Here is a 13,282-nt window from a genome sequence, read left to right on the forward strand (position 1 = left end):
GGGCCAGTTTACGCCATGTCCCGCCAGCGCAGCCTGGCGCCGCGTGCCTCGAGCCAGGCGTGCAGCGACGCGTCCACGATGCCGTCACCCGCGGCCAGCAGCCGGCCGGAGGCGTGGGACAGCAGCGGCATGCGCGCGCGCTGCCACGGTGCGATGCCGGCGTCCTGCAGCAGCTGCTTCAGTGCATGCGAATGGGTCCGGCCGGGCAGGTGGATGCGTTCGCCGCCGCGGCGCGCATGTGCGTGCAGCGGCGCATCGAAGGCGTCTGCGCCTTCAAGCGCGAGGCTGCCGCCGCCGGGCAGCGGCAGCGGCGCGCGGCCGTCCCAGGGGCGTGCCCATCCGGGCCCGAGCTGGACCAGCGCCTGCAGCGGCATGGCGTGGAGCCGGTCGCGCCATGCGCGGACGCACGCGTTTGCCCAGCGGCATGCGGCGGCGCCGTCGCCGCGGGCCTCCAGCAGGCCCTCGATGCCCTGGATGGCCGATGCCGTCAGCGGTGGCAGCCCAAGGCCGCCGACCCAGGCGCGGAGCAGGCGTGCGCGCTGCGCGGATGGCATGGTCTTCAGCGGGGCGATCGGCAGGGTCCGGTCGTGATTGCGGGCGTCCTCGCGATCACCATTCCCGGCCACGGCGGCCCGCCCGGCAGTTTCCGTCGCGGTGGCCATCAGGTCGTCGAGCGCGGCGGCGTCGTGCACGGCGAGCAGGTCCACCGCCCCGGCGCACAGCGCGGCGCTGCGCGCCAGCGCCGCGTCCGCGCCCGGCCAGCGCTGGCGCAGCAACGGCAGCACGGTCCGGCGGAGAAGCGTCCGGTCGTGCATCGGGTCGGCGTTGGCCGGATCCTCGATCCAGGCCAGGTCCCGGGCACGCGCCCAGGCCTCCAGGCGGGCGCGTGGCAGGGACAGCAGGGGGCGCCACATCCAGCCGGCGGCGAAGCGGCGCCAGGGACGCATCGCCGCCAGTCCATCGGGGCCGGAGGCGCGCAAGGCGCGCAGCAGGAAGGTTTCGGCCTGGTCGTCCTGGTGGTGGGCGAGCGCAAGCACTTCGTCCTCGCCGAGCGCTTCCGCCAACGCCGCGTGTCGCGCCGCGCGCGCCGCGCCTTCCAGGCCCAGGCCGCTGTCGCGCTCCACCGCGACCCGCCGCACCGCCAGCGGCACGCCCAGCGCGGCGCAGGTCGCGCTGCAGTGGGCGGCCCACGCATCGGCATCGGGATGCAGGCCGTGATGCACGTGGAGTGCGCGCAGGCGGCGCGCGCGGATCGCGGGCAGTGCCGCGAGCCGGTGCAGGAGCACGCTGGAATCGAGCCCGCCGCTCAGGGCGACGGTGATCGCGGTGCCGGCGCCATCGTCCGGGACCGTGAACATGTGCTCCGGGAGCAGGCGCTCCATGCGAATGCCATCGGGCGGCTCGGGGTTCATCGGCTACGCAGCGGATTGCCGGCAGGCGAAGTCCATGCGACCACGCGCGGCCGGCCGGGTGTCAGGCGGCTTCGTAGGCGCCGTAGCCGCGCAGGCGCCGGTAGCGCTTTTCCAGCAGCGCGTCGACGGGCAGGCTTTCCAGCGCGTCGATCTCGTTGGCCAGCACCGCCTTCAGGCGGAGCGCCATCTGCCGGGGATTGCGGTGCGCGCCGCCGATCGGCTCGCGCACCATCTTGTCGACCAGGCCCAGGCCCAGCAGGCGTTTGGCGGTGAGCCCCAGCTGCTCGGCGGCGTCCTTGGCCTTGCCCGCGTCCTTCCACAGGATCGACGCGCAGCCCTCGGGCGAGATCACCGAATAGGTGCTGTATTCCAGCATCACCGTGCGGTCGCCGACGCCGATCGCCAGCGCGCCGCCGGAACCGCCTTCGCCGATCACCGTGCAGACGATGGGCGTCTTCAGCTCGGCCATCTCCATCAGGTTGCGGGCGATGGCCTCGGACTGGCCGCGCTCCTCGGCGCCGATGCCGGGGTAGGCACCGGGCGTGTCGATGAAGGTCAGCAGCGGCAGCCTGAAGCGCTCGGCCATCTTCATCAGGCGCAGCGCCTTGCGGTAGCCCTCGGGGCGCGGCATGCCGAAGTTGCGACGCACCTTGGCCTTGGTGTCGCGGCCCTTCTGGTGGCCGATGATCATCACGCTGCGGCCGTTGATGCGGCCGATGCCACCGACGATGGCGGCGTCGTCGGAATACGCGCGGTCGCCGGCCAGCTCCTGGAACTCGTCGCAGACGTAGCGGATGTAGTCGTTGGTATAGGGCCGTGCCGGGTGGCGTGCGAGCTGCGAGACCTGCCAGGGGCTGAGGTCGCGGAAGATCTGCGCGGTGCGCAGGCGCAGCTTGTTCTGCAGGGTGCGGAGCTCCGCATCGATGTTGACGCCCGGGCCGGAGCTGGCCTGGCGCAGGTCCTGGATCCTGGCTTCCAGGTCCGCGATGGGCTGTTCGAAATCTAGGTAGTTGGGATTCATCGGCGGCTGCGGTCGTGAAAGGGCCCAGTCTAGCGGAGTCGCCCCTGCGGGGCCGCCCGGCTCAGCTGGTCCAGGGACGCGTGCCCATGGCGACGTGCAAGGCGCGGACGCCGGGTTCGGCGCGAAGCTGGCCCAGGAGGTCGGGTTCGACGCGCACCGCGTTGGCGCCGTCGATGTCGAGGCTCCCCGCGGCGCCAGCGGGCAGCAGCAGGTCCAGCCGCAGCGGCGTGGTGCCGGGGCGGTGCGTGGCCAGCAGCGCGTCGATGCGGTCGAGGACGCCCGTGGACTTCAGGTCAAGGCGCAGCGACAGGCGCTGTGCGGACTGCCTGCAGACCTCGTGGAAATCCCAGGCCCGGCGCGCGCGCAGCGAGAAACCGCCGCTGAACTCGTCCTCGCGCAGGCCGCCTTCGACGATCACGATGCGGTTGCCGCCAAGCAGCGATGCGTATTCCACCCAGGCTTCCGAGAAGAACGCGCACTCGATGCGGCCACGGCCGTCTTCCAGTTGCACGAAGGCCTGGCTTTCGCCGCGCTTGCGGATGCCCATGACCTGGCCTGCCACTATCGCCGTGACCTCCTGTCGCCAGCCGCCGCGCCCGCCCTCGCCGTTGCCGTTGCCGCCCTTGCGCATGCTGCTGCCCGACTCCCAGAGCTGGTCGAGTTGGCCGAGGTCGGCGCCGACCAGGGTCTTGAGCTCGCTGCGCCACGGGTCCAGGGGATGGCCGCTGAGGTAGTGGCCAAGCGTGTCGCGTTCGCCCGCGAGCTTCTGCGCCAGAGGCCATTCTGCGACCTCGGGCAGGGTGATCTGGGCCGCCGCGGCCGCGGGCTCGGCAAAGCCTCCGAACAGCGAGGTCTGGCCGGCCTCGCGCTCGCGCGCCAGCTGGTCGGTGGCCTTGAGCACTTCGGGCAGCTGCAGCATCAGCGACGCGCGGTTCAGTCCGAGCGCGTCCAGCGCGCCCGCGTTCACCAGCGCCTCGAGCGTGCGCCGGTTCAGGCGCGCGGATTCGATCCGGCGGCAGAAATCCATCAGGTTGGCGTAGGGTCCAGCGCTCTCGCGCTCCGCGGCGATCGCCTCGCAGGCGCCCTGGCCCACGCCCTTCACCGCGCCCAGGCCGTAGCGCAGGGTGCGCGCATCCATGGCTTCGAACATGTAGCCCGAATGATTCACGTCCGGGAGCAGGATCTCGAGCCCGAGCGCGCGCGCCTCGGCGAGGAAGCCGACGACCTTCTCGGTGCTGTCCATGTCGCTCGACAGCACCGCGGCCATGAACTCGGCCGGGTAGTGCGCCTTCAGCCAGGCGGTCTGGTACGACACCAGCGCGTAGGCGGCGGCGTGCGACTTGTTGAAGCCGTAGCCTGCGAACTTTTCCAACAGGTCGAAGATGGGGCCGGCCACCTTGGGCGCGATGCCGTGGGTTTCCAGCGCGCCGGCCTCGAACTTGGCGCGTTCGCGCGCCATTTCCTCGACTTTCTTCTTGCCCATTGCGCGGCGCAGCAGGTCGGCGCCGCCCAGCGAATAGCCGCCCAGGATCTGCGCGGTCTGCATCACCTGTTCCTGGTACACCACCACGCCATAGGTCGGCGCCAGGACCGGCTCCAGCAGGTCGTGCGGGTACTGGACCTCGGCGCGGCCGTGCTTGCGCTCGATGAAGTCCGGGATCAGGTCCATCGGCCCCGGCCGGTACAGCGACACGAGCGCGATCAGGTCGTCGAAGCGGTCGGGTTTGGCGCGCTTGAGCAGCTCGCGCATGCCGCGCGATTCGAACTGGAACACCGCCACGGTGTCGCCGCGCGCGAACAGCTCGTAGGTCTTCGCGTCGTCCAGCGGCAGCTTGGTGATGTCGACCGGCGCCGGGGGGGCGTCTCCGCCCGGCGCGGCCTGTCCGGCCAGGCGCGTGTTGATCGCCTTCACCGCCCAGTCGATGATCGTGAGCGTGCGCAGGCCCAGGAAGTCGAACTTCACCAGGCCCACCGCTTCGACGTCGTCCTTGTCGAACTGGGTCACCGGGTTGCGGCCGCCGCCTTCGCCGTCGTGCTCGGCGAACAGCGGACAGAAGTCGGACAGCGGCGTCGGCGCGATCACCACCCCGCCGGCGTGCTTGCCGGCGTTGCGGGTCAGGTTCTCGAGCTGCAGCGCGAGGTCGATCAGGTCGCGGACGTCGTCCTCGTCGCCGTAGCGCGCGATCAGCTCGTCGGAGCGCCAGGCGTCGTCCTTGCGCCCCTTCTCGGTGCGCCCCAGCGCGTCCTGGAGGGACACGCCCAGGGTCATCGGAACCAGCTTGGCGATGCTGTCCACCAGCCCGAATGGATAGCCCAGCGCGCGCCCGGCGTCGCGCACCACCGCCTTCGCGGCCATGGTGCCGTAGGTGATGATCTGGCTGACGCGGTCGCGACCGTACTTGCGCGCGACGTAGTCGATCACCTCGTCGCGCCGGTCCATGCAGAAGTCGATGTCGAAGTCGGGCATCGACACGCGTTCCGGGTTGAGGAAGCGTTCGAACAGCAGGTCGTAGGGCAGGGGGTCGAGGTCGGTGATCTCCAGCGCCCAGGCCACCAGCGAGCCGGCGCCGGAACCACGGCCGGGGCCGACGGGAATGCCCTGTTCCTTGGCCCAGCGGATGAAGTCCGAGACGATCAGGAAGTAACCCGGGAAGCCCATCCGGATGATGACGTCGAGCTCGGTTTCCAGGCGCGCGTCATAGCTGGCGCGGTCGTGGCCGGCGGCGAGCGGCGCGTGCTCCAGCCTGCGGGCCAGGCCGTCGCGGGCCTCGCTGCGGATCCAGGAGTCGAGCGTGTGCTCGCTGGGCACCGGGAACGCGGGCAGGTGGTAGGTGCCCAGGCGAAGTTCGAGGTTGCAGCGCTGCGCGAGCGCCACCGTGTTGTCGAGCGCATCCGGCACGTCGGCGAACAGCGCGGCCATCTCGTCACCGGACTTCAGGTACTGCTCGGCGGTGTAGTCGCGCGGCCGCCGCGGATCGTCCAGCACGCGTCCCGACGAGATGCAGACCCGCGCTTCGTGGGCGTCGAAGCCCTCGCGGTCGATGAAGCGCACTTCGTTGCCGGCCACCACCGGCACCGAGCACAGCGAGGAGGCCTGCAGCGCGAAGTCGTTGAATGCCGCCTCGTCGGGAAAGCCGCAGCGGGCGAGCGCCAGGTGCAGGCCGTCGTCGAACACGCCGCGCCAGTCCTTCAGCCAGGCCTCGGCCTGGTCCGGGCGGCCGGCGGCGACCAGGCGGCCCGCGGGCGACTGGCGCCCCGCCAGGGCGAACAGGCCGCCGTGCACCTCGCGCAGCCATTCCGGGCGGACCACCACGCCGTCGTGGCGCTGGCCCTCCATCCAGGCGCGGGTGAGCAGCCGCGACAGCGACAGGTAGCCCTCGTGGTCGCGGCAGAGCAGGGTGAGCGTGGCCGGCGCCTCGTTGCCTTCGGCGATGCTGATGTCGGCACCGGCGATCGGCTTGATGCCGGCGCCCTCGGCCGCACGGAAGAACTTGACCAGCGAAAACAGGTTGTTGCGATCGGTCACCGCCACCGATGGCTGGCCCAGGGCCACGCAGCGCTTGACGAGCTCCGGGATGCGGATCGTCGAGTCGGCGAGCGAGTACTCGCTGTGGAGCGTCAGGTGGACGAAGCGTCGGGACATCGTGGGACCGCAGGCACAGCCATGCAGGTTAGGTCCCCGCCCCCGCGCGGACAAGGCTTGACAGCCAGGTCCGCGGAAGGCGTTCAGTGAATCCGGAACACCGGCGCCGATGCGGTGGACAGATAGCTCCGGGTGCCGCGCATGGCCACGTGCACGCGCAGGGCCATTTCCGCGCGGCGGGCTTCGAGCCACTGGTCGCGGCTGAAGTCGAAGCTGTCGCGGCGCTGGCCGCGCAGGAGGGCCTCTTCGACACGCAGGCGGCGGAAGTCGAGGTAGGCCTCGGCATCGGCGACCAGGCCAGGCCAGGCCAGATCGAACAGCACCGCGATGTCCAGGCCACCGATCACCGGCACCGCATCGGGCACGAGACGGTCGCGGCCGCGTGCGTAGTCGGCCAGCAGGGCGATGCACTCGACCTGCTCGGTGGCGAGCCGCCAGGCGGGGTCGTGCGCCAGTGTCTGCAGCGCTTGCAGGCCGTGGCGCCGCTGGTGGATGCATGGAGCCCAGGCATGTCCGGCATAGGCCTGGGACAGGCTGCGCGCGGCGCTGGCGACGCCGTCCAGCGTGGGGGCCTCGCCGCCCTGCGCGGCGAGCACGCGCGCGACGGCCTGGAACCGTTCCAGGCCGCGACCCAGGGGCTCCATCCCGGCGATCCGGTGGCGGCGGGCGTATGCGGGCCGCCCGGCGGGCATGGGCACGCTTTCGAGGATGGCTTGCATGACGTTCTCCGGCACACGCGCGCCTGATCGGCGCAGCTGCAGGATCCCACCGCCGAGTCCGTGAAGCTTGAGGGAAACCCACCGGGCTGGTGAGGGAATCGCGATGGAAGCCGGTTCTTTCCGGTTTCTGCGTTGACTGCGGGGCTCGCCTCTGGGCTGGACCCTTCCAAAGGGCTGCAATGCTGGATCAAGCGCGCATCTATCGCTTCGGTGACGTCGAGGTCGACACCGCCGCACACAGCGTCATGCGCGGTGGCCGCCCCCTGGCGCTGGAGCCCAAAGCCTATGCGGTGCTGCTGGCCCTGCTTGAGCACCCGGGGCATGCCATCGAGCGCGACGAACTGCTCGACCGGGTGTGGGGCCATCGCCACGTCACGCCCGGAGTGTTGAACCGGGTCGTGGGCCAGTTGCGCAAGGCGCTTGGCGATGATGCCGAGCATCCGCGTTACATCCAGACCCTGCACGCGGTCGGCTACCGCTTCATGTGCGTACCGGAAATTTCCGCGCATGTGGACGCACCGGAAATTTCCGGCGCTGCGGAGGCCGTGGGCCCGGACACCGGAGCGCCATCGGCGGGCGGTGATGGCACCAGCCGCAGCGGGCGATCCTGGCGATGGAGGGCCGGCGTGGCGGTGTTGCTGGTGCTGGTGCTGGTGCTGGTGCTGGCCGTGGTCGCGGCGGGCTGGTGGCGATCGGGCACGGAAACCACGTCGGCGCCAGTGGGATCCGCGATCGCCGTGCGTCCGTTCTCCATGCTGGGCGAAGGAGAGGCCGATGCCTGGTTCGCCGAGGGCCTGGCCGTTGAGATGCACGATGCACTGGCTTCGGTGCCGGGCCTCAATGTCGCGGCGTTGATGGGCAGCGGGGACTCCCGCCGCGATCACGACGTCCGCGAGCTGGGGCGTGAGCTCGGGGTCGATGCCATCCTTGACGCCAGCATTCGCCGCGAAGGCGATCGTGTGCGCATCAACGCCAGTCTCAGCGATACGCGAAGCGGCTACGTCCTCTGGAGCCGCGCCTACGAGCACTCGATGAGCGAGGTGTTCGCGACCCAGGGCGCAATCGCGGGCGAAGTCGTCGAATCGATGCTGGGCGCCATGCCCGCGGAGCGCGAGTCGCTGCGCCGCAGGCTGGCACAGACCCACAGCGTTGCGGCCTTCGATGCCTACCTGCGCGGCCTCCACCTGTCACGCGCTCCCGTGGACCGCGAACGCAGCTCCGGGGCCGCCGAGGCTTTCCGCGCGGCCTTGGCCGAGGACGCGGGCTTCGGGCGTGCGCAGGCGGCGCTGTGCACCACCGAGACCCGGCGGTTCGAGTACTGGAACGACACCGACGCCCACGAGCGCGCGCGGACGGCCTGTGCACGCGTGGCCGCGCTCGATCCCGTGCCGCCCGAAGGCGCGCTTGCACTGGGCAACCTGCATCGCGTCGATGGCGAGTTCGATCTCGCGCTTGCGCAGTTCGCGCCCGCCGCCGATGACCCGGCGACCGCCGCCTTGGCCGAGGTCGGCATCGCGAAGGTGCAGGCCGCGCGCGGTGACCGCGCCGCCGCGGCCGCGCATTTCCACAAGGCCCTGGCGCTCGCGCCCGACGATGCCCGGATATGGACCGAGGCCGGCCTCCAGGCCTATCGCGACGGCCACCTTGCCGAGGCGCTCCGGCAGTATCGAAAGGCCCTGGAGCTGGCGCCGGACAACGCCGGCAACTGGAATACCTACGGTTTCCTGCAGCTGCTGTCCGGGAACGCAGGGGACGCTGCCAGCGCGTTCGAGCGTTCGATCGCGATCAGGCCCAGCGCCGACGTGTTCGCCAACTTCGGCACCCTGCGCATGCGGACCGGCAAGCACGCGGCCGCGGTCGCGCTGTACCGGCGCGCGCTCGAGCTCGATCCGGACGACTACACCAACTGGGGCAACCTGGGCGACGCGCTGGCGGCGAGCGCTGCACCGCGGCACGAGGTGGCTGCGACCTATGGGGAAGCCGAGCGCCGCGTGCGCCGCTATCTCGGCGTCAACCCCGGCGACGGGTATGCGCTGGCGGCCCTGGGCTGGTATTGCGCGAACCTGGACAAACGCGTTGAAGCGCTGGAAATGGTGCGTCTCGCGGGCGCGGCCAAGCGCGGCGACGCCGCCGAGATCGCGCTCTACCAGGCCCAGACCCTGGCGCGGCTGGGCGAGCGCGCGGCGTCGCTGGAGGCCGTTGCGCGCGCCCGCAAGGCAGGCATGGACGACGCGCGGATCCGCGCCACCACCGCGTTGCAATGAACAGAGCACCGCGAACCGCAAGAGGGTGCGGTGAGCGGCCGCCGGGAGCGGCGGCCCCGGGCCGGAACTAGGCTGGCTCGAGCGCCAGGCGGGGCTGGAACAGGTCCGTTGCGGTAGCCGCGCGCACCGGAGCGAAGCTCCTGCGATGCTGCGGACAGGGGCCGTGTGTGCGCAGCGCGGCCAGGTGTGCCGGCGTACCGTAGCCCTTGTGGCCGTCAAAACCGTAGTCCGGGTACTGGGCGTGCAGCGCGAGCATGCCGCGGTCACGCGTCACCTTGGCCAGGATGGATGCGGCCATGATGCTGCGGTCGCGGGCGTCGCCGCCGACCCAGGCTTCGGCGGCGCAGGGCAGCCCGGGCGGGATCGCGTTGCCGTCGATGCGCGCGCTGCCCGCGACGTGCGCGACGGCTTCGACCGCGCGCCGCATGCCGAGCAGCGTGGCCTGGTAGATGTTGATGCGGTCGATCTCCGCGGCCTCGATGGAGACGACCTGCCAGGCCAGGGCGCGCTCGACGATACGCTCGAACAGTTCGTCCCGCCGCCCCGGCCCGAGCGCCTTGGAGTCATCGAGACCGTTGATGCGCGGACGATCGGGATCAAACACCACCGCGGCCACGACCACCGGCCCCGCAAGCGGGCCGCGACCGGCTTCGTCGACGCCGGCCACGAGCGCGGAGAATGAGATCGTCCCCGGCGGTGCCGGCTGGATCCTGATGCCTGCGGCTAGCGGGCCGCGCTGCCTCATGGCCGCGGGCCGGACTCGATGCCGGCTTCGGTGGCGACGTGGCGGGGATCAAGGAGTTCGACAACCGCAGTCGCGGCCTCGCGCGAGGCGTTACGACGCAGCAGCATGTGCAGTTCGCGATAGCGCGGCTCCAGCGCTTCGATCGCATCCGGGCGCGAGAACCAGGCGAGCACCGCTTCAGACAACCTGATCGGCGTGCAGTCGTCCTGCATCAGCTCCGGCGCGATGGTTTCCCCGGCGAGCACGTTCGGCAGGGCGTAGCGATCCACCTTCAGCATGCCCAGGCCCTTGACGATGGCATGGGTGGTGGGCGAGATCCGGTAGCCGACCACCATCGGGCGCTTGGCCAGCATCGCTTCCAGGGTGGCGGTGCCGGATGCGAGCAGCACCACGTCCGAGGCCACCATGGCTTCGCGCGCCCGGCCTTCGAGCAGCCGTATGGAAGGCTCATCCGCGCGGGACGCGGGCAACATCGCGGCCAGCGCCTCGCGGCAGGCGGCATTGGCCGCGGGCACCAGCACCTGCAGGCCCGGGATGCGCTCGGCCACCAACGCCGCGGCCTGCAGGAAGGCGGGCCCGAGTCGCTCGATCTCCCCCAGACGGGAGCCGGGGAGCACCGCCAGCACCGGGGCGTCGTCGTCCACGCCGAGCGCCGAGCGCGCGGCGCGACGGTCCGGGTTGAGCGGCATGGCATCGGCCATCGGGTGGCCGACGAAGCGTGCGTCGACGCCGTGGCGGGCGTAGATCGGCGGCTCCATCGGGAACAGGCAGAGCACGCGGTCGGCGCTGCGCCCGATCTTCGCCGCCCGGCCCTGGCGCCAGGCCCAGACCGATGGGCTGACGTAGTGCACGGTGCAAACGCCGCGTGCCTTGAGCTGGCGCTCCAGGCCGAGGTTGAAGTCGGGAGCGTCGATGCCGATGAAGGCGTCGGGCGTCCAGTCCAGGATGCGGCGGCGCAGGCTGCGGCGCAGGCGCAGGAGGCGCGGCAGGTGGGCCAGCACTTCGGACAGGCCCATCACCGCCAGTTCGCCGGCGTCGTGCCAGGTGTCCATGCCGGCCGCGCGCATCGCATCGCCGCCGACGCCGGCGAATTCGGCGTCGGGAAAACGCTCGCGCAGGCCGTCGACCAGGCCGGCACCCAGGAGGTCGCCGGAGGCTTCACCGGCGACCAGCGCGAAGCGCGGCCCGCCCGCGCTCACCGCAGCAGCGGTCGTTCGCCGCCCTCGATGAAGTCCAGCATCAGCCGCACGTCCTCGCTGCCCGAGGCCAGTTCCGCCAGCTTGCCGCGGGCTTCGTCGAGCGTTTCGCCGGACATGTACACCGTGCGGTAGGCGCGGCGGATGGCCGCGATCCGGTCCTGGTCGAAGCCGCGGCGCTTCAGGCCTTCGGCATTGATCCCGCGCGGCCGGCCGTAGCCCTCCTGCGCGACCATCAGGAAGGGCGGGACGTCGCCATTGACGAAGGCGCCCATGCCGATGAAGGCGTGGGCGCCGATGCGGCAGAACTGGTGGATGCCTGCGAAGCCGCTCAGGATCACGTGGTCGCCGACCACGACGTGCCCGGCCAGCGTCGCGTTGTTGGAGAAGATGCAGTGGTCGCCGACGATGCAGTCGTGCGCCACGTGGGTATAGGCCAGCAGCCAGTTGTCGCTGCCGATGCGGGTGACACCGCCGCCCTCGCCGGTGCCGCGGTTGATGGTCGTGAACTCGCGGATGACGTTGCGGTCGCCGATCTCCAGGCGCACGGGTTCGCCGCGGTACTTCTTGTCCTGCGGCTCGCCACCGATCGCGGCGTGGCCGTGGACGTGGTTGTCACGGCCGATGCGGGTCGGACCCGTGACGCTGCAGTGCGGGCCGATGCGCGAGCCTTCGCCGACCTCGACGCCGGCGCCGATGATCGTGAAGGCGCCGATGCTGGCCCCGTCGCCGATGCGCGCCGACGGATCGACGACGGCGCTGGCGTGGATCGACGCCGCGGCCACGTCAGGCATCCACCTCGGCACAGAGGATGTCGGCGCTGGCGACCTGGCCGCCGTCGACGCTGGCGACGCCGCTGTACAGCGTCATGTTGCGGATCAGGCGCTTGATCGTGACCTCGATGTCGAGGCGGTCGCCGGGGACGACCATGTTCGCGAAGCGCGCGTTGTCGACCTTCACCAGGTAGGACAGGCGGCCGTCAGGCGTGGCGCCGCCGCGCGACAGCTGGGTCAGCACGCCGCCGGCCTGGGCCATGGCCTCGATCACCAGCACGCCGGGCATCACCGGGCGGTCGGGAAAGTGGCCCTGGAAATAGGACTCGTTGGCGGTCACGCTCTTGTAGGCACGCACGCGCTTGGCTTCTCCGTCGTACTCGACCACGCGGTCGAGCAGCAGGAAGGGGTAGCGGTGCGGCAGCATCCTGCGGATGCCCTCCACGCTGATCGGAAAGCTCAGCTCGGCGGCTGTCATGTCTTCTCCTTGTCGAGCGCCTGCACCTGGCGGGCAAGCGCGTCGAGTTGCCTGAACCGGGCCGCGCTCTTGCGCCAGCTCCGGGCATCCATCAACGGCGTGCCGGACGAGTATTCACCCGGCACGTCGATCGAACTGGTGACCAGCGACATCGCCTGGATGACCACGCGATCGCAGATCCTGATGTGGCCGACGATGCCGGCGGCGCCGCCGACCAGGCAGTAGCGGCCGATCACGGTGCTGCCGGCGACGGCGACGCAGCCGGCCATGGCCGTGTGCGCGCCGATGCGGACGTTGTGCGCGATCTGGATCTGGTTGTCGAGGCGCACGTCCTCCTCAAGCACGGTGTCCTCGATGGCGCCGCGGTCGATGGTGGTGTTGGCGCCGATCTCGCAGTCGTCGCCCACCGCCACGCCGCCCTGCTGCGGGACCTTGATCCAGCGGCCGGCGTCCATCGCCAGGCCGAAACCGTCGGCGCCCAGTACCGCGCCGGGGTGGATGAGCACGCGTTCGCCCAGGCGCACGCGGCGCACCAGGGTGACGCGCGCCACCAGCTGGCTGCCAGCGCCGATGTCGCAGTCCTCGCCGATGACGCAGCCGGGGCCGACGATGGCGCCGGCGCCGATGCGCGTACGCGCGCCGATGACCACCAGGGGACCGATTTCCGCGCCGGGGTCGATCTCGGCCGAAGCGTCGACGACCGCCGAGGCATGCACGCCCGGACGGGCGAGGGGCGGCGGGTCGAACAGCGCCGCGATCCGGGCAAAGGCCACGTAGGGATCCCGCGCCACCAGCAGGGTGCGGTCCAGGCCCTCGGCATCCTCGGCGCGCACGACCACCACGCCGGCGCCCGAGCCGGCAAGCTGGCCGCGGTAGCGCGGGTTGGACAGGAACGACAGCTGCCGCGGACCGGCGCCGGACAGCGTGGCGACCGAGTCGATCGCCGCCGCGCCGTCGCCGCGCAGGACCAGGCCAAAGCGCTCGGCCAGTGCCGCCGCCGTCTGCGTGGTGGATGACATCGCCGCGCGCCC

10 protein-coding genes are annotated in these 13,282 nt (G+C 71.4%); 1 reads left to right on the forward strand and 9 read right to left on the reverse strand.

Going from position 1 to position 13,282, the window contains the following annotated elements:
• Positions 1-8: 8 nt before the first annotated feature.
• The 4 genes from tilS to WCE39_RS04285 all read right to left on the reverse strand — a co-directional run bounded on the left by tilS (position 9) and on the right by WCE39_RS04285 (position 6,795).
• The gene (tilS, locus tag WCE39_RS04270; RefSeq protein WP_452299562.1) at positions 9-1,382 is read right to left on the reverse strand and encodes a tRNA lysidine(34) synthetase TilS; all 1,374 of its coding nucleotides are present in this window, start codon (positions 1,380-1,382) and stop codon (positions 9-11) included.
• A gap of 91 nt (positions 1,383-1,473) precedes the next feature.
• On the reverse strand, positions 1,474-2,433 hold the full coding sequence (locus WCE39_RS04275) for an acetyl-CoA carboxylase carboxyltransferase subunit alpha (RefSeq protein WP_343275471.1): 960 nt from the start codon (positions 2,431-2,433) through the stop codon (positions 1,474-1,476).
• A gap of 61 nt (positions 2,434-2,494) precedes the next feature.
• Positions 2,495-6,076: a DNA polymerase III subunit alpha gene (gene dnaE, locus WCE39_RS04280; RefSeq protein ID WP_343275472.1), complete on the reverse strand. Its 3,582-nt coding sequence runs from the start codon at positions 6,074-6,076 to the stop codon at positions 2,495-2,497.
• An 83-nt stretch (positions 6,077-6,159) separates the two neighbouring features.
• Positions 6,160-6,795: a hypothetical protein gene (locus tag WCE39_RS04285; RefSeq protein ID WP_343275473.1), complete on the reverse strand. Its 636-nt coding sequence runs from the start codon at positions 6,793-6,795 to the stop codon at positions 6,160-6,162.
• Between the two features lie 179 nt (positions 6,796-6,974).
• Between WCE39_RS04285 and WCE39_RS04290 the strand changes: the two genes are divergently transcribed.
• Positions 6,975-9,059: a winged helix-turn-helix domain-containing protein gene (locus tag WCE39_RS04290; protein WP_343275474.1), complete on the forward strand. Its 2,085-nt coding sequence runs from the start codon at positions 6,975-6,977 to the stop codon at positions 9,057-9,059.
• Positions 9,060-9,126: 67 nt separating this feature from the next.
• Here WCE39_RS04290 and WCE39_RS04295 read toward each other — a convergent pair whose 3' ends face one another.
• Genes WCE39_RS04295 through lpxD form a run of 5 tightly spaced genes read right to left on the reverse strand, consistent with a single transcriptional unit; the run spans position 9,127 to position 13,270 of the window.
• Positions 9,127-9,804 (reverse strand): ribonuclease HII, encoded by a 678-nt coding sequence (locus WCE39_RS04295; protein WP_343275475.1) that lies wholly within the window; start codon positions 9,802-9,804, stop codon positions 9,127-9,129.
• Positions 9,801-11,003: a lipid-A-disaccharide synthase gene (gene lpxB / locus WCE39_RS04300; protein ID WP_343275476.1), complete on the reverse strand. Its 1,203-nt coding sequence runs from the start codon at positions 11,001-11,003 to the stop codon at positions 9,801-9,803. Before lpxB ends, WCE39_RS04295 begins: the two co-directional genes overlap by 4 nt.
• On the reverse strand, positions 11,000-11,794 hold the full coding sequence (gene lpxA, locus WCE39_RS04305; protein WP_343275477.1) for an acyl-ACP--UDP-N-acetylglucosamine O-acyltransferase: 795 nt from the start codon (positions 11,792-11,794) through the stop codon (positions 11,000-11,002). The genes lpxB and lpxA overlap by 4 nt, the downstream gene beginning before the upstream one ends.
• Positions 11,787-12,251 carry a 3-hydroxyacyl-ACP dehydratase FabZ gene (fabZ, locus tag WCE39_RS04310; protein ID WP_343275478.1) on the reverse strand — a complete coding sequence of 155 codons (465 nt, stop codon included), beginning with the start codon at positions 12,249-12,251 and terminating at the stop codon, positions 11,787-11,789. The genes lpxA and fabZ overlap by 8 nt, the downstream gene beginning before the upstream one ends.
• Positions 12,248-13,270 carry a UDP-3-O-(3-hydroxymyristoyl)glucosamine N-acyltransferase gene (gene lpxD, locus WCE39_RS04315; RefSeq protein WP_343275479.1) on the reverse strand — a complete coding sequence of 341 codons (1,023 nt, stop codon included), beginning with the start codon at positions 13,268-13,270 and terminating at the stop codon, positions 12,248-12,250. The genes fabZ and lpxD overlap by 4 nt, the downstream gene beginning before the upstream one ends.
• Positions 13,271-13,282 lie beyond the last annotated feature (12 nt).

It is taken from the genome of Luteimonas yanweni (assembly GCF_039548475.1).
Taxonomy (GTDB): Bacteria; Pseudomonadota; Gammaproteobacteria; order Xanthomonadales; family Xanthomonadaceae; genus Luteimonas.